The following is a 21493-nucleotide window of genomic DNA, read 5'->3' on the forward strand; positions in this document are numbered from 1 at the left end:
CGCTTTTCGGGTGTCGCGAATCGCTTTCTTGATCTTGATGCCCGACTCGGTTACAAAAAACAACCATGGAGTCACAAAAAATAACTAACCCCGATTTGATCCAGATGCGCCGCTGGTATCGCGACGCCTGCGGGACCGCGCTGGCGATGGATCTGATCGGCGAGCGCTGGGCGCTGCTGATCGTGCGCGAGCTGCTGCTCGGGCCGCGGCGCTTCGGCGAGATCCGCGGGGCGCTCGACGGGCTCAGCGCCAACATCCTCACCCAGCGGCTCGAAGGGATGGAAAGGGCGGGGATCCTGCGCAAGCGGGCGCTCCCCTCACCCGCCAATGCGCAGGTGTACGAGCTCACCAAATGGGGTGCCGCGCTCGAGGAGCCGATCTTCGCCCTGAGCCGCTGGGCGGCGGGATCGCCCGCGCACGACGTGACGCTGCCGCTCAGCAACACCGCCTTCATGCTGTCGCTGCGCACGATGATGAATCACCGCGCCGATCCCGATTTCGCCCCCGATCTCGGCTTCCGCGTCGGCGGCGAGCCGTTCCGCGCGCGGATCGTGGACGGGTTGCTCGCGATCGAGCGGCGCGACCCGGCGGGCGCCGAGGTTGTCTTCGCCGGCGAGCCCTCGCTGCTCGCGGCGACCTTTTATGGCCGCGACCCGCTGGCCGTGTCGATGCGCGAGGGCAGGGTGACCGTCACCGGCGATGCCGCGATCGGCCAGCGCTTCGTCGATCTGTTTGGTCTTCCCGTCTTCTCCAACGACTGATAGGCGGAAGCCCCCTGCGCTTTGACGTTGCAGTGCGGCGAACGCCCCACTACCTCGCGAAGCCGATCCTGCAGGAAGCGATGATGGCCGATATTCCCAACACCCAGCCCGACAGTCGCGAGACGACGATTCTCGACGCGCCCGACAAGATGGTGAAGGTGCGCGACCTGTTCGGCCTCGATTCGGACATGGAATGCCCCGCGTTCAGCGAGGCCGACGAGCGCGTCCCCGATCTCGATCCCGCCTATGTGTTCGATCCCGACACCACGCTCGCGATCCTCGCCGGCTTCGCGCACAATCGCCGGGTGATGGTCCAGGGCTATCACGGCACCGGCAAGTCGACGCATATCGAGCAGGTCGCCGCGCGCCTCAACTGGCCGTGCATCCGCATCAATCTCGACGCGCACATCAGCCGTATCGACCTGATCGGCCGCGACGCGATCGTGCTCAAGGACGGCCAGCAGGTCACCGAATTCCGCGAGGGCCTGCTCCCCTGGGCGCTGCAGACCCCGACCGCGCTCGTCTTCGACGAATATGACGCGGGCCGCCCCGACGTGATGTTCGTGATCCAGCGCGTGCTCGAGACCGAGGGCAAGCTGACCCTGCTCGATCAGAACCGGGTGATCCGCCCGAACCCGTGGTTCCGGCTGTTCGCCACCGCCAACACGGTCGGCCTCGGCGACACCAGCGGGCTCTATCACGGCACCCAGCAGATCAACCAGGGCCAGATGGACCGCTGGAACGTGGTGGTGACGCTCAACTATCTCCCCGCCGCGACCGAGGCGCAGATCGTGCTCGCCAAGTCGGGCGAGTACGACAAGCCCGACGGCAAGCAGGTGGTCGAGAACATGGTCCGCGTCGCCGATCTGACCCGCAAGGGCTTCATCGCCGGCGACATCTCGACGGTGATGAGTCCGCGCACGGTGATCACCTGGGCGCAGAACGCCTTGATCTTCGGCGATGTCGGCTTCGCCTTTCGCCTGTCGTTCCTCAACAAGTGCGACGAGGCAGAGCGCGCGCAGGTCGCCGAATATTATCAGCGGGTGTTCGGCAAGGACCTGCCCGAAAGCGTGGTCGCCAAAGCCGGCTAGGCGAGCTTGCGGCCGAAGGTGCGCGGGGCCGCCATCGCCGGCGCCGCGGCGGCCTCGGGCGCCGATTGCCCGTGCCCCTGCGCCTGCCGCTCGATCTCGAGCTCGCGCAGCCGCGCGGCGACGCGCTGGTTGAACGCGGAATCGGGGGAGCTGCTCTCTTCGGGGCCGAGGATCGACTCGCGCACGCGTCGCCGCAGGAAGCTCCGCAGCCACAGGATGAAGCCGCCGCCGATCACCAGCATTGCGATGAACAACGCCCCGACGCCACCCTTGCCCGTGGGCGCCGCCGTGTCCCCATCCGTCGCGTCGCCCCGCTCCGCCGCCATCTTGCGGACGCGCGCGCGCAGTTCGTCGGTCGTCTCGCCGGGCAGCCGCTCGACCTCGGCACGGCTCTTCGGCCGCTCGGGGACCTTGGCCGAATAGGTCGCGCGGTAGCTGGCGGTCGGGTCCATCCCGAGATCGAGGCGGATCACATCGAGCTGGGCGCTGTCGAGCTTCACATAGCGATCGCCATTGTAGAGCACGAAGCCCGGCTCGGCGGGATAGATCGAATCGCCGTCGCGGACGGTGTAGAGCGCCCCGAGATCATAATATTGACCGTCGTGGGAATAGGTGGCGGTGTCGGGCAGGTCGTAGACTTTGTCGATCTTCTCGGCATAGGCGCCGCCGCCACCGCCGCCGAAGCTGAAGAAGCGGAAACGGCGCCGCGCCTCCGCGGGCTCGGCGAGCGCGACGAGCAGCGTCACCGCCGCCATGATCGCCAGTACGAACCTGCCGCGTGCCTGCATCCGCCATCCCCCCAGAGCCGATCGCCTGCATCCTGCTGAAGGTTGCTTAGCATTTCGCTAAACGACGACTTGCGCGCCGGAGCGGTCGCGCGCGATTGATTTCGCGCGCGCACCCCGCCACATGGCGTTCGTGGCCGCAGATTCTCCCCTCGAGCAGCTTCGCAACGTGCTGGGCGGCACGGCGCGCGCGCTTTCGGGCGAGGGCGAGGCCGAGCTGAGCTTCACGTCCGAGGCGCCGCGCCAGGACGGGCGCAGCATCAAGGTGCCGATGCCGGCGCGCAGCCTGCCCGCCGAGCAGGTCGCCGAGGCGCGCGGCTTCGCCGATGGCTTCGCGCTCCGCATGCGGCACCACGACGCCGCGCTGCACCTGAAGGGCGCGCCCAAGGAGGCCGTGGCACGCGCGGTATTCGACGCGATCGAGACCGCCCGGGTCGAGGCGCTCGGATCGCGCGGCTATGCCGGGATCGCCGACAATCTCGAGCATGCGCTGGGCGTGCGGCTGCGCTCGGATCCGATCGCGCGGGCACGCAACCGCGACGAAGTGCCCCTGTCGACCGCGCTCGGGCTGATGGTCCGCGAGCGGCTGACCGGGCGCGAGGCGCCGGCCAGCGCGGCGATGGGCATGGCGCTGGTCCGCGACTGGATCGAGGAGCGCGCCGCCGGCGATCTCGATGCGCTGGCGCTGACGATCGACGATCAGCAAGCCTTTGCCGGCCTCGCCACCAAGCTGCTCCACGATCTCGAGCTGGTCGAAGGCGAGATGATCCCCGACGAGGCCGATGACGGCGGCGGCGAGGACGAGGGCACCGACGAGCAGGACGAGCCCGGCGACGAGGAAGGCGACAGCGAAGCGCAGCAGGGCGAAGGCGAGGTCGAGGCGCGCGGCGAACAGCGCGAATCCGACGATGCCGAGCAGGGCGAGGACCGCGACGCCGAGGCGATGGACGACGGCGACGGCGAGCCCGGCGACGATGGCGAGGACGGCATGATGCCCGTCCGCCCCAATCGCCCGTGGAGCGACTTGCCGCCGCAGTTCGAATATCGCCCCTACACCACCCAGTTCGACGAAGTGATCGCGGCGACCGAGCTGTGCGACACCGAGGAGCTCGATCGGCTGCGCGCCTATCTCGATCAGCAGCTGGTCCATCTCCAGGGCGCGGTGACCAAGCTCGCCAACCGGCTCCAGCGCCGGCTGATGGCGCAGCAGAACCGCAGCTGGGACTTCGATCAGGAGGAAGGCATCCTCGACGCGGCGCGGCTGGCGCGGATCGTCGTCAATCCGATGCTGTCGCTGTCGTACAAGGTCGAGCGCGACACCGAGTTCAAGGACACGGTGGTGACCTTGCTCATCGACAATTCGGGCTCGATGCGCGGGCGGCCGATTTCGATCGCCGCGATCAGCGCGGACATCCTCGCGCGCACGCTCGAGCGCGTCGGCGTGAAGACCGAGATTCTCGGCTTCACCACGCGCGCGTGGAAGGGCGGGCAGGCGCGCGAGAAATGGCTCGCCGAGGGTCGCCCCGCCCAGCCCGGCCGGCTCAACGACATCCGCCACATCGTCTACAAACAGGCCGACGAGCCGTGGCGCCGTGCCAAGCGCAGCCTCGGGCTGATGATGCGCGAGGGGCTGCTCAAGGAGAATATCGACGGCGAGGCGCTGCTCTGGGCGCACAGCCGGCTGATCGCCCGGCCCGAGGACCGCCGCATCCTGATGGTGATCTCGGACGGCGCGCCGGTCGACGATTCGACGCTTTCGGTCAATTCGGGCTCCTATCTCGAGCGCCATCTGCGCCAGGTGATCGGCTGGATCGAGGCGCGCTCGCCGGTCGAGCTCGTCGCGATCGGCATCGGCCACGACGTGACGCGCTATTACAGCCGCGCCGTGACGATCATGGATGCCGAGCAGCTCGCCGGGACGATGGTCGAGCAGCTGGCGGCCTTGTTCGACAGCGAATGAAGCTCGACCCGCCCGCGGGAGGGTTTCACGGGCCGGTCAAACGCTCGATCACCATCGCCGCGCACCAGACCTCGATCAGCCTCGAGCCGCTGTTCTGGGATGCCCTCGAAGCCGCCGCCGAGGCGCGCGCATTGCCGCTCAGCGCGCTCGTCGCGGCGATCGATCACGCCCGCATCCAATCCGATGCGCCGCCCAACCTCGCCAGCGCGATCCGCACCTGGCTGCTCGACCAGACCCAGCCGCCGGCCGCAGCGAGCGGCCAGGCCGAGGATTCATAGACCCCGCCCGCCGGAACGGCTGTGGATGTCTGAGAACGGGCGGTTAGCGGCTTGCCCTCTTCCCGCGACCGGAAGGAACAAGCCGCCATCACGGGGCTATTTCAGCGGCAGAAATAGCTCCGCTACAACATCATGCGCGGCCGCATCGGGTCGGAAAGTGATGTAGCGCTGACAATAGATCGGGAAGTCGCGCGCCTCCTCGCCGCTTGCCGGCAGCCAGTCGCGATAGAGATAGAGCGCGGCAGGCTCCAGATTGTGCGAGGCACCGTTGACCCGCAGCACCGCGCAGCGCCCGCCGGGAATCGTGCCGGCCTTCATCACTTCGTCGTCCGCCGAGATCGGCATATCGGTCCCGACGCATAGGTCCATGCTGTAATCGTCGGGATTTGCGGGCGTCCGCTCGGAGCGGAAGATGTTGAAGGTCGGGCTTGTCTCCGGCGAAAGCCCCGCCGCCTTGCGCCAGCGGATGAAGCTCTCGATCGTCTCGTTCAGCCGCGCCCGATCGCCGCGATGCTCCAGCACTGCCACCTGCGTCGGCGCCACCTCGCGGATCGTCACATCATTTTCGGTGTAGGTCGTATTCATCAGCTTGCTCCTGGCGATCTCCAATGGCCCGAAGGCCGCAAGCCACGGCGCCCAATCGGGCGATTTTCGAAACGACGAAGGCGATTGCCCGAAGCGCTGGCGAAAGGCGCGGGCGAAGGCATCCGGCGATTCGTATCCGGCATCCATCGCGATCTCGGTGACGCTCAGCGCGCCATTCGAGGCCAGCCGGTTCGACGCCTGCTTCATGCGGGCAAGCTGGACATAGCGATGCACGGAAACCTCGAAGGTCGCCGTGAACTGCCGGTGGAAATGAAATTTCGAAAAGGCGGCGATCGCGCTCATCGTATCTAGGTCGAGATCGCCGTCGAGATGCTGATCGATATAATCCAGCACCCGCTGCATCCGCGCCCGATAATTCCGAAGCGCTGCCTTCATCGTTTCTTCCTCCGTGACGGCACCAGCTAGGCGATTCGCACCTTTAGACGCTCGACCGATCTTGCGGTTTGTGAGGATCGACCGGAACGCCCGATGACCGCTTGCAGGCGAACACCGACAGCCACGGAACGACCGCCCTTGGGGCGAAAGCAGATTGGCAGTCCTATGCGTCCGCGCTCTAGGGTCCGTACTCAATACCCACAACGGTCGGGATCGCCCGGAGACGTGCGCTGGCAAGGAAGCTCGCGCAGCGCGGGCTGGCGGCCCGGGCAAGCGGGCTGACGCAGTCCAGCGTGCGTCTCCGGGCGACCGCGCAGCGGCGGGTCGCTTTTGGCGCACAGCCACGTCACGAGCCAAGTCCTTGGGGTCACGATGACACCGCGTCGCTCCCTCCTCGTTCCTCCCCGTGCGCCAAAATCGGCTCCGTCACGACCATTGCGGGTTTTGAGTACGGACCCTAGCCGAGCATCGCCGCAAAGGCGGGCGAGAGGATCTCGCGCGGCCCCTCCGCCGCGCGCACCACCATGTGCATCGCCAGCCCCTCGCGCGCCGCCACCGCCGGCGCCGCTTCGGGACCGAGCACGCTCAGCGCAGTCGCCCAGGCATCGGCGCGCATGCATTCGGCGTGGAGCACCGTCACCGAAGCCACGCCATTGTCGAGCGGCGCGCCGCTGCGCGGATCGAGCGTATGCGCATAGCGGCGCCCGCCTTCCTCGAAATGCCGCCGATAATCCCCAGAGGTCGCGATCGCGAGGCCGTGGAGCGCCACCCGGATCGGCGCCACCGCGGCACCCGGTGCTTGCTCGAGATCGACCCACCAGGGCTGTCCATCGGGCTTGATGCCGTGACCGCTGAGCTCGCCGCCGATCTCGACGAGGAAATCATCGAGCCCGTGCGCGCGCAGGGCCGCCGCCACCGCATCGACGGCATAGCCTTTGGCGATGCCGGAAAAGTCGAGCGCCGCCGCCGCGCTGCGGCGCGCGCGGAGCAATAGCGGCTCGAAGTCGATCCGTCGCTCGCCACCGGGCACCGCAGGCGGAATCCCCACCCGGCGCCCGGAGGGACCGAAGCCCCATTGATCGGCGAGCGCGCCCATCGCCGGATCGAACGCCCCGCCGCTCCGCGCCGCGACGTCGAGCGCGGCGCCGAGCACGTGCGCGAACTCGGCGGGCAGCGAGATCCCGCTTCCCGGCGTCGCGCGATTGAACCGGCTGAGATCCGATCCGGGCTCCCACTGGCTCATCTGCGCGATCACGCGGTCGAGCACGGTCTGCACCGCAGGCGCGATCGCCGGCGCCAGCCGCTCGGGCAGCGCCGCGATCCGCACCGACCAGGTCGTGCCCATGGTCTCGCCGCCGAACGCGCGGACGCTGCCTCCCGCGCGGCGGTGAAAGGCCTCGGCCGACAGCGCGGGCGGGATCGCGATCCTCAGGGGGCGAGCACCTCGAGCGTGGTGACATAGCTCACCCGCCGCTGCGGCGGGCCGGCCGGACGGCCGCCCTGCGGGCTGCCGGCACCCGGGGCACCCATGCCCGGACCGCCCTGTCCTTCCTCGCGCGGCCTGTTCGGCGTGACGTTGAGCCAATAGAGGCCGGGATCGGGCCAGTTGATCGAGACCTTGCCGTCGGCGCCGGTCTTGAGATCCTGCTGCTTCAGATTGTCGCGATAGCGGATGCCGCCCGGGATCACCGTGACGAACAGGTCCGGCGCGGGCTTGCCGTCGAGCAAGAACTGAAAGGTCGCCGCCTCGCCGACGACGAGATCGTTGGGATGGGTGACCGGCACCAGCTCGATGCCCTTGCCGGCCGGCTTGAACACCGTGGTGGTCGGCGCGCCCTGCGTCACATAGATCTCGTTGCGCGACAGGCTCTCGGAGGTCTGGACGTCGGTGGCGCCCGCGGGGATCACCGAGGCGAGCTTGTCGGCGGTGGTGCCGCGCGGAATCATCTTGCTCTCGCCGTTCAGCTTGTAGCTGCCGAACACATTCTGGCTGACCGCGCCGATCCGGTAGGTGCCCTGCTGGGTGAGGTGGACGTCGAAGGTCGCGCGGAACTTGCCGACCGCATGATTCTCGACCGTGCCGGCGGTGCCGTCGGGCTGAGTCACGGTGGGGACGACGCGGATCGGCTGGTGATCGAAGAAGAACAGGTCGTTCGAAACCGCGGCGTCGACGGTCACCCAATTGTCGGTGCCCGAGACGGTGGTCGACGAGGCGATCATCCACATGCGGTGCGCGAGCGCGGCCGGTGCGGCCAGCGCGGCGACCGCGCTGATCGCGATGAGTGGCGTGCGTAGGTTCATGGCGTTCCCCCTTTTAGCGCTTGAGCGTCAGCGATACGGCGCCGAGCTCGGTCGCGCCCTTGCCGCTGGCAGTGGCCGAGCTGCCGTTCCACGCGAACGGCAGGCGCAGAAGCTCGCGCCCGCCGACTTCGCGCGCGGCCTCGACGACCAGCGTGTAATTGCCCGGGCTGAGCGTCGGCATTCCGCCGCGGCCGCCGACGAGGCGAACCTTCGCCGCGCCCGGCGCGCGCGTGGCGCCGGTGACGCCGTCGGCAGGGAAGGCCATCGCGCGGCCCGAGGCGCGCCACCATTGACGCACGTCGCGCAGCCATTTGGTGCCTTCGCCGCCCGCTTTGTTGACGTCGTACCACACCTGGATCGTGCGCGGCGCGACGCCCTCCTTCTCGAGCCACACCGCGACATAGGGGCGGTGATATTCGGCGACGCTGAGCCTCGGGATGGTGACTGTCAGGTCGAGCGCCTGCGCCGCGGCCGGGCCGGCGACGAGCGCGCTCGCCCCCAGCGCGGTGACGGTGAGACCGGTCAGGCGGATCTGCATGCTGACGAAACCCCTTAGTGGATGAAGAAGATGGCGAGCAGCGCCGGGATCGCGAGCCCGGCGGCGACGATCGGCCAGGTGCTCCTGCGATGCTTCGAATGCATCCAGAGCAGCACGAGGCCGGTCAGCGTGAAGACGATGCAGGCCAGCACGAAGATGTCGATGAACCACTTCCACACCGCGCCCGAATTGCGGCCCTTGTGGAGGTCGTTGAGATACGCGATCCAGCCGCGCGAGCTGACTTCGCTGGTCACTTCGCCGGTTGCGCGATCGATCGAGATCCAGCCGTCGCCGCCGGGGCGCGGCAGCGCGAGATAGACGGTGTCTATCGACCATTCGGCGTTGCCGCCGGTGGGCATCTGCAGCTTCTCGCCGACGAACTTCGCAACATCCGCCGGAAGCGGCTTCTTGCTGTCGGGCGCGTCGTCGGGCCTGACCAAAGCGAGCAGCGGCGGCGGCAGCTGCGCGGCGCGCTCGATCGACTTGGGCGAGGCCTCGATCTCGGCGGCGTGGTTGAGCGTGAAGCCGGTGATCGCGAACAGCAGCAGCCCGACCAGGCTGATCGCCGAGCTCATCCAGTGCCAGGTATGGAGCTGCTTGAGCCAGAAGCTCTTCCGGCTGCGCTTTGCTTTGGCCGGGGTGGCGGCGGTACCGTGCATGGAAGGCGGCTGAACTCGAGCGGTTGCGACAGGCGCGGATAACGCGAACGATTCGCAATTGCAATGTGGCGAATGATTGATTCCGGGCCACGCGCCGGCGTTTCGGCGAGCGGCAGTCATTCGCAAATGCAGCAAAGTCCCGCCGCAGTGCAGCGACGAATGTACATTGCCTGATCACCAAAAGCTTCGCAGTCTCTCCTCAGAAAAAAAGGGGAGAGCGGGATGTCGGCACTTTATATCGGCCTCGCGGCGATTTGCGGAATGGGCGTGGTGGGCAGCCTCGGCGCGATGTACCTGATCGTGCGGACCACGCCCACGCAGCGCGTCGACGTCGAAGCCTGATCGCAACCATCTTCGTCACCCCCGCTTCCGCGGGGCTGACGACAGTTGACAAAGGCCGGGGCCAGGCCGTCCGCCCCGGTTACCGCCCCAACAGCACCCGCGCCTGACCGGCGATCTGCGCGAGCATCGCCGCATTGGGCGACGCCGCCTGCCGCGCGCGGCGTACCAGCCCCGCGAACTGCTCGACCCGGGCGCGATTCTCGTCGAGCCACGTATCGACCGCCGCCTGCGGATCGCCCTCGGCGCGGCCGAGATAGTCGAGCCGCAGTTGCTGGAAGTCGCGCGCCAGCCCGGCGATCAGCAGCCGCTCCCACGGATCGCCGGTGGTGATCCGCGCCGCGGTCGATTGCGCCCAGTCGAGCCCCAGCGCCTGGCCGAGATGGGTGAAGGCGCGGGTGAGCACGGTCTCGTCGATCTGTTTGCGCACGCCGAGCTCGGCGAGGCCGACCGCCCCGTCCATCTCGAACAGCCGGACGACCTTGGCGACGAGCTCCGCCGGCGCGCCCGCGGTTTCGAGCCTGGTCGAGATCCGCCCGCTCTGGCTCTTCACTTCGTCGAGCAGCAGCGCCTTGGCCTGCTTGTCGAGCGCGTCGATGCCCGGCTTCAGCCGCGCGATCACCTCGGCGGGGCTGGCGCCGGGGCGGCAGACGCGGAGCAGATCGGCGATCTGGCCGCGCACCGCCACCGCCATCTCGTCGAGCAGCGCGAGCCGCGCGCCCTCGCCGATCGCCGCGGTCTCCACCGCCGTCCACGTGTCGGACAGGCAGAACAGCCGCTCGGCGACGACGAACATCGCTGCGATGTCCCGCATCGCCGCGCCTTCCTCTTCGGCCAATTCGAACGGGTGAAGCACCCCGAGCCGGTTGACCAGCCGGTTGGCGAGCTTGGTCGCGACGATCTCGTTGCGCAGGCGATGCTCTTCGATCGCAGTCGCGAAGCGCTTCTGCATCGCCTGCGGGAAGGCGGCGAGCAGATCGTCCTCGAGCTCGGCATCGGCGCCGAGCTGGCCCTGCTCGATCGCGTCCTGCAGCGCGAGCTTGGTCGAGGCGAGCAGCACCGCCAGCTCGGGCCGGGTCAGCCCCCTGCCCTCCTGCGCGCGGCGCAGCAGTTCCTCGTTCGGCGCGAGCCCCTCGACCGCGCGATCGAGCCGGCCGGCGCCTTCGAGGATCTCGATCACCCGCACATAGCTCGGCAACGAGACCGCGCCGTCATTCTCCATGAACGAGAGCGCGAGCGTCTGGAGGCGATTATCCTCGAGCACGAGATGCGCGACATCGTCGGTCATCTCGGCGAGCAGCGTGTTGCGGTCCTCGAACTCCAGCCGGCCCTCGATCACCTCGCGGTTGAGCGCGATCTTGATGTTGACCTCGTTGTCCGAGCAGTCGACGCCCGCCGAATTGTCGATGAAGTCGGTGTTGATCCGCCCGCCCAGCCCGGCGAACGCGATGCGCGCGGCCTGGGTCACGCCCAGATTGGCGCCCTCGCCGATCGCCTTGGCGCGGAGCTGCTCGGCATTGACGCGCAGCCGGTCGTTGGCGGGATCGCCGACATCGACATGGCTCTCGCTCGCCGCCTTCACATAGGTGCCGATGCCGCCGAACCACAGCAGGTCGACCTGCGCCTTGAGGATCGCGGTGATCAGCCCGGTCGGATCGATTTCGGGCACGTCGAGCCCGAGCAGCGCCTGGACCTCGGGGCTCAGCGGGATAGACTTCTCGGTGCGCGCGAACACGCCGCCGCCCTGCGAGATCAGATCGGGATTATAATCCGCCCAGCTCGACCGCGGCAGCGCGAACATCCGCGACCGCTCGTCCCAGCTCTTCGCCGGATCGGGATCGGGATCGAGGAAGATGTGGCGATGATCGAACGCCGCGACCAGCTTGATCGCCTTCGACAGCAGCATGCCGTTGCCGAACACGTCGCCCGACATGTCGCCGCAGCCGGCGACGCGCACCGGCTCGGACTGCACGTCGACGCCCATCTCGAGGAAATGGCGGCGCACCGACACCCATGCGCCCTTGGCGGTGATCCCCATCGCCTTGTGGTCATAGCCGTGCGACCCGCCCGAGGCGAAGGCATCGCCCAGCCAGAAGTTGCGCTCGACCGCGATCTTGTTGGCGACGTCGGAGAAGGTCGCGGTGCCCTTGTCGGCGGCGACGACGAAATAGGGATCCTCGCCGTCGAGAATCGCGACGCCCTCCGGATGCACCACCTTGCCCGCGACGATATTGTCGGTGATCGACAGCAGCGAGCGGATGAAGATCCGGTAGCTCTCGGTGCCCTCGGCCAGCCACGCGTCGCGGTCCTGCGCCGGCGACGGCAGCAGCTTGGGATAGAAGCCGCCCTTGGCGCCGGTCGGCACGATGACGGCGTTCTTGACGCGCTGCGCCTTCATAAGCCCGAGGATCTCGGTGCGGAAGTCGTCACGCCGATCGGACCAGCGCAGGCCGCCGCGCGCGACCGGCCCGGCGCGCAGATGGATGCCCTCGACCCGCGGGCTGTACACCCAGATCTCGCGCCACGGCAGCGGCGCCGGCAGCCCCGGCACCTTGGCCGAATCCATCTTGAAGGCGAGCGCCTCGGCCGAAGCCGGCGCGAAGGCGTTGGTCCTCAGCGTCGCCAGCACCACCCCGCGCAGCGCGCGCAGGATGCGGTCGTCGTCGATCGCCGAGACCTGGTCGAGCCCGGCATCGATCGCCTTGCCCGCCGCCTTGAGCGCGTTCGCGTCCTTGCCGGCGCGCTCGGGATCGTGCGCCGCCTCGAATCGCGCGATCAGCGCGGCGGCGACCGCGGGCGCGCGGCGCAGCGCGTCGACCACGGTGGCCATGCCATAGCTCATCCCGGTCTGGCGCAGATAGCGGAACCAGGCGCGGAACAGCACCACCGCGCGCGGGCGCATCGCGCCCTCGACGATCAGCCGGTTGAACAGGTCGTTCTCGGCCCGGCCCTCGAGCACCGCGGCGATCGCGTCCTCGACCAGCTTGGGCTCGGCGTCGAGCGTCCGCGCATTGCCGGTCAGCGCGACTTCGAAATCATGGACGAAGATGCCGTTGGCGAGCTGGGTCGGCACTTCCTCGATCACGCGGAAGCCGAAATTCTCGAACGCCGGCACCGCATCGGACAGCGCCAGCGCGCCGCCCTGGGCGTAGAGCTTGATGCGATATTCGCCCTTCTTGCCCGGCTGCGGCGCGATCCGCACCGAGCGCGCGCCCGGCGCTTCGAGCGTGGCGATTCGCAAGATGTCGCGCGCCGCCTCCTCGGGCGTGGTGGTCGCGCGATAGACCGCGGGGAAGGCATTGGCGAAGCGCAGCGCGAGCCGCGTCGAGGCGCTCCCCGCCTGCTCGACCAGCGCCGCTTCGACCGCGGGCACCCAGCCGCGCAGCATCCGCTCGAGCCGCGTGTCGAGTTCGGCGGCATCGGGCATCACCCCGCCGCCGCGCAGATCGAGCGTGTAGCGCAGCAACGCGACCACGCCGTCCTCGAGCGCGATCGACCAGTTGATCAGCTTCGCCTTCGCTGCCTCTTCGAGCATCTCGCCGATCGCCTCGCGGCGCCCGGTCGAGATCTCGTCGCGCGGCAGCCAGACGAACGCGAACAAATGCCGCCCGAGCAGGCTGCGCACCAGCACCAGCTTCGAGCGCGGCCGATCGGCGACCGACATCGCAGTGAGCACCAGCGTCTCGAGCGAGGCCGGATCGAACGCCGTGGTCAGGTCGTGCGGCAGCGCGGTCAGTGCGTGCGCCATCGCCTTGCCGGTATGGCCCTTGGGATCGAAGCCGAAGTTCTTCTCGAGCGCGCCCAGCCGCGCGCGCAGCACCGGCACGTCCTGTGGATCGGCGAACAGCGCCGCGCTGGTCCACAGCCCGGCATGGATCGACAGCCCGGTGACCTCGGCGCCGGTGAGGATCGGCAGCACGACGATGTCGAGCGGCACCCGGCGGTGCACGGTCGAGATCGAATTGGACTTGAGCAGCAACGGCGCATCGCCGCCCTTCTGGAAATGCTCGACCGCCGCCTTGCGCGACGCCTCGGCGAGGATCGGCGTCTCGAGCGTGTAGCGCGCGAGCCCCAATTGGTCCGAGACGCTGCCGTCGGTGCGCCATTTCTCGTGCGCGAGCAGCGTCATCGCGCCGTCGAGGAACCAGCGCAGCAGCGCCGTGCCCTCGGGCGTGGCCAGCGCACCGGCGTCGGAGAACATCGCCGCCTGGAGCGCGCGCCAGTCCTCGACCGCGCTGCGCACCTGCGCGAGCGTGCGCTCGAGCTCGGCGACGAGCCCGCGCCGTGTGCGCGCGTCGCTGCGCTCCATCTCGATATAGATCATCGATTCGCGCCGCCCGCCCTCGGCGTCGATCGCGACGAGCTTGCCTTCGCCGTCACGCTCGACGGCGATCACCGGGTGGATGATGCGGAAAATCGCGATGTCGTGCGCCGCGATCGCGCTGGCGATCGAATCGACCAGAAAGGGCATGTCGTCATTGATGACCGCGAGCCGCATGCTGCGGCGTTCGTCGTCGAGATAGGTCTCGACCCGGATCTGCGGGCTGCCCGGCGGGCGCACCGCCGCGGCCTCGGCGACGAAGGCGGCGGCCTCGGCCCGCTCGCCTGCATCGAATCCTTCCAACTCTCCCGGCAGTGCTCCTTCGAGCAGCCGCGCCTCGAACGCCTGCGTGAGCGACGTCATCATGGTTTTCATGCGCGCCGCTATGCGCCGGGCGCTCGGCGACCTCAACCCTAAGCGCGCAAGAAAGTAACGTTTGCTACCAGTTTAGCGCTAACAGCTCTCAGGCGGCGGCCTTGCGGATCGCGCGCTCGGTGAGCGCGGCGTCGTCCTCGAAGCTCGCGACGATGTCGAGGCCCTGATTGCCCGCGCGTGCGAGCAGGACGACGAACTCGCCCTGCGCGGGGATCGCGACATGGCCGAGCGGCGGGCGGCTGCGCAGCTCGGCGGCGGCCTGCGCGAAGATGTCGGCCTTGGGCGCCGGGCGGCGATAGTCGCGCTCGGCCTTGACCACGCCCTTGATGCCGCCCTCGGCGACTTCGAGGAACGCGTCGAGCCCGCCCACCGGCACGTCGTGGCGACGGGCATAGCTGAGCACCGCGGCGAATTCGGTGAGCCGGGTCTTGTCGTAGTCGACGCCGAAGATCAGCTTGACCGCCGGGGTCATCGGCGCGCGCGCCTGGACGGTGAGCCCATGGTCGCTGAGCAGTTCGGCATAATCCTCGGGCGCTTCCTCGGCGGCGAGGACGAAATCATAGGCGCGGGCGAGCGCGCGGTAGAGCGCGCTGCGGCTGCGCAAATCCGATGCGCGCGCGGCCTCCGCCGATTCGCGCGCGAGGATCAGATGATCGGCGAGCGTCTCGGCAGCGGCCGGCGCCGCGATCGAATCGGGGGTGTCGAAGCCGGCGCTCGGGCCGTCGGCCCAGACCGCGGCGGCGACCGGATTGAGTGGCACCGCGCGGCGCGATTCCTCGATCTCGGCGTTGAGCCGCGCCTGCGTCTCGGCGTCGACCAGTTCCTTCCAGTTGATCACGCCATAGATGAAGTCGATCGTCTCGCCGTCCGACGAGAAGGGCATCAGAATGCCGCGATAGAGCGTGTTGTGCCCGCGCTGGCCGACGAACTCGGCCTCGAAGCCGATCGGCGCGCGATTCGCGATGATCTGGAGGTAGTGGTCGGTGAGGCGCGAGAGCAGCGAGCGGCTCGGCACTTCGCCGATTCGCTGGATCGACGGCGTGAAGCCGCATTCCTCGCGCAGCATCGCGCCGAGATAGCGAATCGCCGGATCCTCGACGCCGCGGGTGAAATCGAGCAGCACGCTGTGCGGGCCGAAATCGGCGATATTGTCGGGATCGAGATCCTCGATCGACGGATAGGCGCGGCCGTGGAGCAGCGACACCCAGTAATTATAGGCGCGCACATGCATGCGGCGCTCGTCGGCGCCGATCTCCATCGGATGATTCGAGACCATCTCGTCGTCCGACTCCTCCGGGGCGGGGTCGAAGGGCTCATTGATACCGCGAGCCATGTCCATGCGCGTGCTCCGTTGCGGGCGCAGCGCCCGACCTTTGAGACACAGCCATGCACCGTCCGTGGTAAACGACGCGTAAAGCCCGATCGCCGGCCAGCCCTGCCGGGGAAAGCCCGGATCGCCGCGGCAAGCAAATCGCAACGCTTGTCAGCTACGAATCATGCTGGTAAGCGCGCGCTCTCTCCGGGGCCGTGACGCCTCGGTTGGCCGCTTTAGCTCAGCTGGTAGAGCATCGCATTCGTAATGCGGGGGTCACAGGTTCGAGTCCTGTAAGCGGCACCATCCTTTTCATCCTAAATCCAAAAAAGCCGCGGGCGGCGCTGCCGTACGCGCGCCTGCGACACCCTCACCGCGCCACCGCCTCGCGCCCGGCCCGCCAGATCCGGTACCGCACCTCCACCCCCGCCGGGGCGAACACCACGACCGGCAGGCGGCTGTTGTAGCGGAGCAGCGGCTCCTCCGCCGCGCGCACGAATTCGCGGCGCTCGCTGCCCGGCGGGCAGGCCATCAACGTGCTGGCCGGCGCGCCCGCCTCGGTGACGACGAAATAGTCATAGCCCCAGCCCTGCACGGTGCGCGTCTCGATCCGTGCGGCGAAGAGGTGGCGATTGCAGTCGACGCGCATCGTCCGGCCGACGATCAGCCCGATTCGCAGCCCATCCTCATTGGCTTCCTTCGGCACGAAGATCACCCGCCGCACTTGCCCGGCAGGCGCCTGGGGGAAGGCCGCCAGTTCCTGCTGCGCGGTGCGCTGGGCCATCGCCGGCGCGACACCGACACCGAGGCAAGCCAGCACCGCAGCACCAAGGGGAAGCGCTCGCGCCCGACGGCGCATCCGAAGCGGGGAAAGACGGTCTGACATTTCTCACCTCGTCACAGCCGGCGACGAAGGCGGTGCACGCCCGCCTCGCTCCGTCGGCCTAGCTTGGTCCGCCCACCGCTGAACATCGCGATTATCGCCGATTGGAGCAGGGGTTTCCACCGATGTCGAAGCGCGGCCGTCTTCCGACACGCGACGGCACGACGGCGTCGGCGTCGGCGAGGCGGGTTCGCGGGCGCGGGAACCGGCGCTCTCGTCCGTCCGGCGACATTCCCCGAGGGGATCGCCTCCCCTGTCTCCCACGGGTAAACTTGTATATGCACGCCTGCCGTCGTGCGCGATGCAGCCCGCGGATTGCGCCCCGCGCGCCGGCGCCTGCTGTGGAGGGAAATGCGATGAGGCTCTCCGTTCGAACGCTGCTGCTCCTCCCCTTGCTCGCCGCGAGCGGATCGCCCGCCTTCGCGCGCGATGGCGACGCCGCACTCGGGCTGTGGCGCAACGGCAGCAACAGCGTGCATCTCGAGGCCTATCATTGCGGCAATTCAATGTGCGGCAAGGTCGTCTGGGCCAGCGAAAAGGCCATCGCCGATGCCCGCCGCGGCGGCACGCCCAATCTGATCGGGCTCGACCTGTTCCACGATTTCCGCAAGGACCGGAAGGGCAATTGGCGCGGCAAGGTCTTCGTCCCCGACATCAACCGGACCTTCTCGGGCACCGTGGTGATGCTCGACGCCAACACCCTCAAAGGCACCGGCTGCACCCTCGGCGGGGTGATCTGCAAATCGCAGACGCTGCGACGGATTCGCTAGCCGCCAGCGATCGGGCGCCTCGCCGCACCGCGCGATTTTCCCGCTGCCCGTCGAACCCGCGCTTGACTCATTCATAACCATGTGATTATGGATCAACCCATAACCGCTGAGTTATGTGTTTGATGCCCGAGCCCGATGCCCTTTTCCGTACCCTCGCCGATCCCACCCGGCGCGCGATCTTCGAACGGCTGTGCCGCGAGGGCGAGCAGACCGTCGCGGCGCTCACCGCGCGTGCCGGCGTGTCGCAGCCGGCGGTGTCGAAGCATCTCGGGCTGCTCAAGGCGGCGGGGCTGGTGCTCGACCGGCCCGAGGGCCGCCAGACGCATTATCGCGCCCAGCTCGGCGCGCTCGCGCCGCTCGTCGACTGGACCAGCCGGATGACCGGCTTCTGGCAGAGCCGGTTCGACGATCTCGAGGATTTGCTCAAAAGGATGGACCAATGACCGCCACCCCCGCCGCCGTGCAGACCGTCACCGTCGAGCGCGCGATGCCGCACCCGCCCGAGAAATTGTGGCGCGCGCTCACCCAGCCGCATCTGATCGCCGAATGGCTGATGCAGAATGATTTCAGCCCCGAGCGCGGCCATCGCTTCCAGCTGCGCGGCGAATGGGGCGGCGTGCTCGATTGCGAGGTGCTCGAGATCGATCCGTACGAGACGCTCGCCTATAGCTGGAACTTCGCCAGCGACGATCCCGCCTTCGCGCTCGAGAGCGTGGTGACCTTCACCCTCACCCCCACTCCCGGCGGCACCCTGCTGCGCATGGAGCAGACCGGCTTCCGGCCCGATCAGAAGCAGGCGTTCGGCGGCGCGAAGCTCGGCTGGCAGCAATTCCTCGGCAAGCTCGACGAGCTCGCCGGGCGGCTCGACTGAACTCCCGGGAGCAAGGAGACAGGCATGAACGGCAAAATCCGCCAATTCCATCGCTGGACGGCGATCGCCTTCACGCTCGGCGTGATCGGCTACATGGTCGCGATGGGCCAGGGGCAGCCGCCGGCATGGCTCGGTCTGTTCGCGCTGGTCCCGCTGATCCTGCTGCTGGTGACCGGGCTCTATCTGTTCGCGCTGCCCTATGTCGCCCGCGGGCGCGCGGCACGCCGCGTCGCGGCGCAGGACTAGCGCGATGGCGCCGCCGAAGCTGCTCGCCGGGGGCAATCCCCAGATCCCCAAGGGCGAGGGCGATGCGCCGGTGCAGGCCTATATCGCCGCGATGCCCGGGTGGAAGCAGGCGATCGGCCGCACGCTCGACCGGCTGATCGGCGAGGCGCTGCCCGAGGTGCGCAAGGCGGTGAAGTGGAACTCGCCCTTCTACGGCATGCCCGGCAAGGGCTGGTTCCTCAGCTTCCACTGCTTCGATCGCTATGTGAAGGTGACCTTCTTCGAGGGCGCATCGCTCGATCCCGCCCCGGCCGGGCTCTCGAAATACCCGCAGGTCCGCTATCTCGACCTCCACGAGGATGCGCCGATCGACGAAGCCCAGTTCGTCGACTGGGTGAAGCAGGCGAGCAAATTGCCCGGCGAGCGGATGTGATCCGCGCGCGATTGTTTGAGAAGGAAGCAGCATGACCGACCCGACCCCCTCGCAGCGGATCGACGCGCGCATCGAGGCACTGAACGACTGGCGCGGCGCGACGCTCGCCCGCGTCCGCACGCTGATCCACGAGGCCGTTCCCGAGGTGATCGAGGAGTGGAAGTGGCGCGGCGTGCCGGTCTGGTCGGCGAGCGGGATCCTCACCACCGGCGAGACCTACAAGGCCGCGGTCAAGCTCACCTTCGCCAAGGGCGCGTCGCTGCCCGATCCCAAGGGCCTGTTCAATGCGAGCCTCGACGGCAACACCCGCCGCGCGATCGACATCCATGAGGGCGAGGCGATCGACGCGGACGCGCTCAAGGCGCTGATCCGCGAGGCCGCCGCGCTCAATCGCGCCAAACCGCCGGCCCGGGCAAAAAAGGCGTAATCGACACCGCAGCCGCGCCCCGCGCTGGCCGCTTGCGCAACCGCGCCGCTCGCCGCTATGTATGATAAATAAGCTAAGTGATCGGGAGCGGAGCATGGGCGAACTCAACAGGCGCGGGCGGCGGGGCCGCGCGGCGATCCGCGGCGGAATCCTGCTCGCCGCGGCGCTTCTGCTCGGCAGCACCGGCGCCGCGCGGGCGCAGAGCGTGCCCCCCGGCGCCCCCGAGACACCGGCGATCGATCCCGCCCGCGCCTATCTGTTCGCGCACATGACCCGGGAGCGCTACGGCGTCCTCTATTATTCGGTCAGCCTCGACGGGCTGCACTGGCGCCGGATCAACGCCGGCAAGCCGGTGTCGGAGGACTATCACGGCCACGCCTCGATCGCGCGCGGGCCCGACGGGCGCTACTATCTGGTCGGCAACAAGAGCGACGAAGATCCGCTGATCCGCTTCTGGGTCTCGGACGATCTGATCCGCTGGACGCCTTATGCCACCTATCAGCCCGATCTGAAGAACATCCCGCATCACGCCAATGCGCTGCAGCGGATCGGCGCGCCCAAGCTGCTGTTCGACAAGGCCTCGAACGCCTTCCTGCTGACGTGGCACACTCCCAGCGTGCCCGGCGCGAAGGAAGATCCCGAGCGCTATTGGGCGAGCCAGCGCACGCTCTACGTGACCGGCGCCGATCTGGCGAAGCTGCCGGCGAAGCCGAAGCGGCTCTTCACTTGGGAGATGGCGACGATCGACACGATCGTGCAGCCCAACCCGCAGGGCGGCTATTGCGCGGTGATCAAGGACGAGCGCTATCCGTCGTACAACTGGATCACCGGCAAGACGATCCGGATCAGCTGCGCCGACAAGCTGCTCGGGCCGTATCCCGAGCCCGGCCCGCCGCTCAGCCCCAATTTCCGCGAGGCGCCGACGCTGATCCGCGCGCCGCAAACCAACGACTGGCTGCTCTGGTACGAGCAATATGCCGGCACCAGCTACGGCCTGTCGCGCGCGCCGCGGCTCGAGGGGCCGTGGTATCAGGTGTCCGGCAATAGCGGGGTCGACGCGTGGAACCGCTACACCATGCCCGCGGGCACCCGGCACGGCTCGATGCTCGAAATCAGCCGCAAGCAATATGACGCGCTCGTCGCGGCCTTTCCCGGAGAGATTCAGTGAAACTCGTCAACCTGTCCGCCCGCGCCGCCGCGGCCGCGTCGCTCGTCCTGCTGCTCGCCGGCGCGGCGGACGACACGCGCTTCGCCAATCCGCTGCTGCCCTCGGGCCCCGATCCGTGGATCACGCGTGAGGGGCAGGACTATTATTATCTCAACACGCTCGGCAATCGCATCGCGATCCGCAAGACGCGCGATCTCGGCAAGCTCGCCGAGGCCGAGGAGGTCACCGTGTGGCGCGCGCCGGCCACCGGTCCCAATGCCGAGGCGGTGTGGGCGCCCGAGCTGCACCGCATCGACGGCAAATGGTATCTCTATTACACCGCCGCCGCGGCGGGGCATAATGACGACGCGCATCGCGGCATCTTCGTGCTCGAGAACGCCTCGGCCGACCCGTTGAGCGCCAACTGGGTCGATCGCGGCCGGCTCGAGACCGCGCATACCGGCATCGACGGCACCACCTTCGCGTGGCGCGGCAAGCGCTATTTCGTCTATTCGCCCTATGTCGGCCCCGACAGCAATCTCGCGATCGTCGCAATGGCCAATCCGTGGACGCTCACCGGCCCCGAGACGATCATCGCCCGCCCCGATCAGAGCTGGGAGCGCCAGGGCGGCCGCCAGATCCTCGAAGGCCCCGAATTCCTCGCCGGCCCGAAGGGCGATCTGTTCCTCAGCTATTCGGGCAGCGCCTGCTGGTCGGACGATTACGCGATCGGCCTGCTCCGCGCACCGGCGAACGCCAATCCGCTCGACGCGAAGATGTGGACCAAGGCGCCCGGCCCGGTGATCGCCAAATCGCCCGCGCACGGCGTGTTCGCCCCGGGGCACAACGGCTTCTTCACCTCGCCCGACGGCCAGCACTGGATCGTCTACCACGCCAATCCCGCCGCCGACATGAAGTGCACGCCCCGGCGCGCGCCGCGGATCCAGCGCGTCACCTTCGGGCGCGACGGGCACCCGGTGTTCGGCGATCCGGTCGCGGACGGCACGCTGCCCGCGCGGTGACGCCGCCGCCGGGC

The 21493-nt window shown here is 68.5% G+C and carries 21 protein-coding genes and 1 tRNA gene; 13 read left to right on the forward strand and 9 right to left on the reverse strand.

Translation table 11 applies throughout. The annotated features are described in order from the left end of the window. Positions 1–104: 104 nt before the first annotated feature. Positions 105–761 carry a winged helix-turn-helix transcriptional regulator gene (locus E5A74_RS14425; protein WP_240699822.1) on the forward strand — a complete coding sequence of 219 codons (657 nt, stop codon included), beginning with the start codon at positions 105–107 and terminating at the stop codon, positions 759–761. An 83-nt stretch (positions 762–844) separates the two neighbouring features. Next, entirely contained in the window at positions 845–1852 is a 1008-nt protein-coding gene (cobS, locus tag E5A74_RS14430) for a cobaltochelatase subunit CobS (RefSeq protein WP_135986484.1), read from the forward strand. On the opposite strand, the gene E5A74_RS14435 is transcribed toward cobS, so the two are convergent. Then, entirely contained in the window at positions 1849–2640 is a 792-nt protein-coding gene (locus E5A74_RS14435) for a hypothetical protein (RefSeq protein WP_135986175.1), read from the reverse strand. The two genes, cobS and E5A74_RS14435, sit on opposite strands and share 4 nt — an antisense overlap. A 130-nt stretch (positions 2641–2770) precedes the next feature. Here E5A74_RS14435 and cobT point away from each other — a divergent pair, with 130 nt between their 5' ends. Both cobT and E5A74_RS14445 read left to right on the forward strand, forming a co-directional pair. Then, on the forward strand, positions 2771–4597 hold the full coding sequence (gene cobT, locus E5A74_RS14440) for a cobaltochelatase subunit CobT (protein WP_135986178.1): 1827 nt from the start codon (positions 2771–2773) through the stop codon (positions 4595–4597). Then, positions 4594–4875: a ribbon-helix-helix domain-containing protein gene (locus tag E5A74_RS14445; protein ID WP_135986180.1), complete on the forward strand. Its 282-nt coding sequence runs from the start codon at positions 4594–4596 to the stop codon at positions 4873–4875. Before cobT ends, E5A74_RS14445 begins: the two co-directional genes overlap by 4 nt. A gap of 96 nt (positions 4876–4971) precedes the next feature. On the opposite strand, the gene E5A74_RS14450 is transcribed toward E5A74_RS14445, so the two are convergent. The 7 genes from E5A74_RS14450 to E5A74_RS14480 all read right to left on the reverse strand — a co-directional run bounded on the left by E5A74_RS14450 (position 4972) and on the right by E5A74_RS14480 (position 15728). Beyond that, positions 4972–6060, reverse strand: a complete 1089-nt coding sequence (locus tag E5A74_RS14450) for an AraC family transcriptional regulator (protein ID WP_240699823.1) — start codon at positions 6058–6060, stop codon at positions 4972–4974. A 253-nt stretch (positions 6061–6313) separates the two neighbouring features. Then, the gene (locus E5A74_RS14455) at positions 6314–7201 is read right to left on the reverse strand and encodes an FAD:protein FMN transferase (RefSeq protein WP_135986182.1); all 888 of its coding nucleotides are present in this window, start codon (positions 7199–7201) and stop codon (positions 6314–6316) included. Between the two features lie 83 nt (positions 7202–7284). Further along, positions 7285–8157 carry a DUF4198 domain-containing protein gene (locus tag E5A74_RS14460; RefSeq protein ID WP_135986184.1) on the reverse strand — a complete coding sequence of 291 codons (873 nt, stop codon included), beginning with the start codon at positions 8155–8157 and terminating at the stop codon, positions 7285–7287. A gap of 13 nt (positions 8158–8170) precedes the next feature. After that, entirely contained in the window at positions 8171–8695 is a 525-nt protein-coding gene (locus E5A74_RS14465; protein WP_135986186.1) for a DUF2271 domain-containing protein, read from the reverse strand. Between the two features lie 14 nt (positions 8696–8709). Next, positions 8710–9354 (reverse strand): PepSY-associated TM helix domain-containing protein, encoded by a 645-nt coding sequence (locus E5A74_RS14470; RefSeq protein ID WP_135986188.1) that lies wholly within the window; start codon positions 9352–9354, stop codon positions 8710–8712. A gap of 421 nt (positions 9355–9775) precedes the next feature. Continuing rightward, positions 9776–14389: an NAD-glutamate dehydrogenase gene (locus E5A74_RS14475; RefSeq protein WP_135986190.1), complete on the reverse strand. Its 4614-nt coding sequence runs from the start codon at positions 14387–14389 to the stop codon at positions 9776–9778. Positions 14390–14477: 88 nt separating this feature from the next. After that, entirely contained in the window at positions 14478–15728 is a 1251-nt protein-coding gene (locus E5A74_RS14480) for a PAS domain-containing protein (RefSeq protein WP_135986192.1), read from the reverse strand. A gap of 203 nt (positions 15729–15931) precedes the next feature. Between E5A74_RS14480 and E5A74_RS14485 the strand changes: the two genes are divergently transcribed. Then, positions 15932–16007, forward strand: a tRNA-Thr gene (locus tag E5A74_RS14485). Positions 16008–16071: 64 nt separating this feature from the next. Here the strand turns inward: E5A74_RS14485 and eco are convergent. After that, positions 16072–16521 carry a serine protease inhibitor ecotin gene (eco, locus tag E5A74_RS14490; protein ID WP_206365873.1) on the reverse strand — a complete coding sequence of 150 codons (450 nt, stop codon included), beginning with the start codon at positions 16519–16521 and terminating at the stop codon, positions 16072–16074. Positions 16522–16940: 419 nt separating this feature from the next. On the opposite strand from eco, the gene E5A74_RS14495 reads away from it, so the two are divergent. From E5A74_RS14495 to E5A74_RS14530, 8 genes are all read left to right on the forward strand, one after another. After that, positions 16941–17354: a DUF2147 domain-containing protein gene (locus E5A74_RS14495; RefSeq protein WP_135986196.1), complete on the forward strand. Its 414-nt coding sequence runs from the start codon at positions 16941–16943 to the stop codon at positions 17352–17354. A gap of 122 nt (positions 17355–17476) precedes the next feature. Then, positions 17477–17797: an ArsR/SmtB family transcription factor gene (locus E5A74_RS14500; protein WP_135986198.1), complete on the forward strand. Its 321-nt coding sequence runs from the start codon at positions 17477–17479 to the stop codon at positions 17795–17797. Continuing rightward, positions 17794–18225: an SRPBCC family protein gene (locus E5A74_RS14505; RefSeq protein ID WP_135986200.1), complete on the forward strand. Its 432-nt coding sequence runs from the start codon at positions 17794–17796 to the stop codon at positions 18223–18225. The genes E5A74_RS14500 and E5A74_RS14505 overlap by 4 nt, the downstream gene beginning before the upstream one ends. Positions 18226–18249: 24 nt before the next feature. Continuing rightward, complete coding sequence (locus E5A74_RS14510) at positions 18250–18471, forward strand: hypothetical protein (RefSeq protein WP_135986202.1); 222 nt, start codon at positions 18250–18252, stop codon at positions 18469–18471. Positions 18472–18475: 4 nt separating this feature from the next. After that, entirely contained in the window at positions 18476–18883 is a 408-nt protein-coding gene (locus E5A74_RS14515; RefSeq protein ID WP_206365875.1) for a DUF1801 domain-containing protein, read from the forward strand. 31 nt (positions 18884–18914) lie between these two features. Then, positions 18915–19310: a DUF1801 domain-containing protein gene (locus E5A74_RS14520; protein ID WP_135986206.1), complete on the forward strand. Its 396-nt coding sequence runs from the start codon at positions 18915–18917 to the stop codon at positions 19308–19310. Positions 19311–19404: 94 nt separating this feature from the next. Continuing rightward, positions 19405–20478, forward strand: a complete 1074-nt coding sequence (locus tag E5A74_RS14525) for a glycoside hydrolase family protein (RefSeq protein ID WP_135986207.1) — start codon at positions 19405–19407, stop codon at positions 20476–20478. Further along, positions 20475–21479, forward strand: a complete 1005-nt coding sequence (locus E5A74_RS14530; protein WP_135986209.1) for a glycoside hydrolase family 43 protein — start codon at positions 20475–20477, stop codon at positions 21477–21479. The genes E5A74_RS14525 and E5A74_RS14530 overlap by 4 nt, the downstream gene beginning before the upstream one ends. Positions 21480–21493 lie beyond the last annotated feature (14 nt).

The sequence above is a fragment of the Sphingomonas naasensis genome (assembly GCF_004792695.1).
Classification (GTDB): Bacteria; Pseudomonadota; Alphaproteobacteria; order Sphingomonadales; family Sphingomonadaceae; genus Sphingomonas; species Sphingomonas naasensis.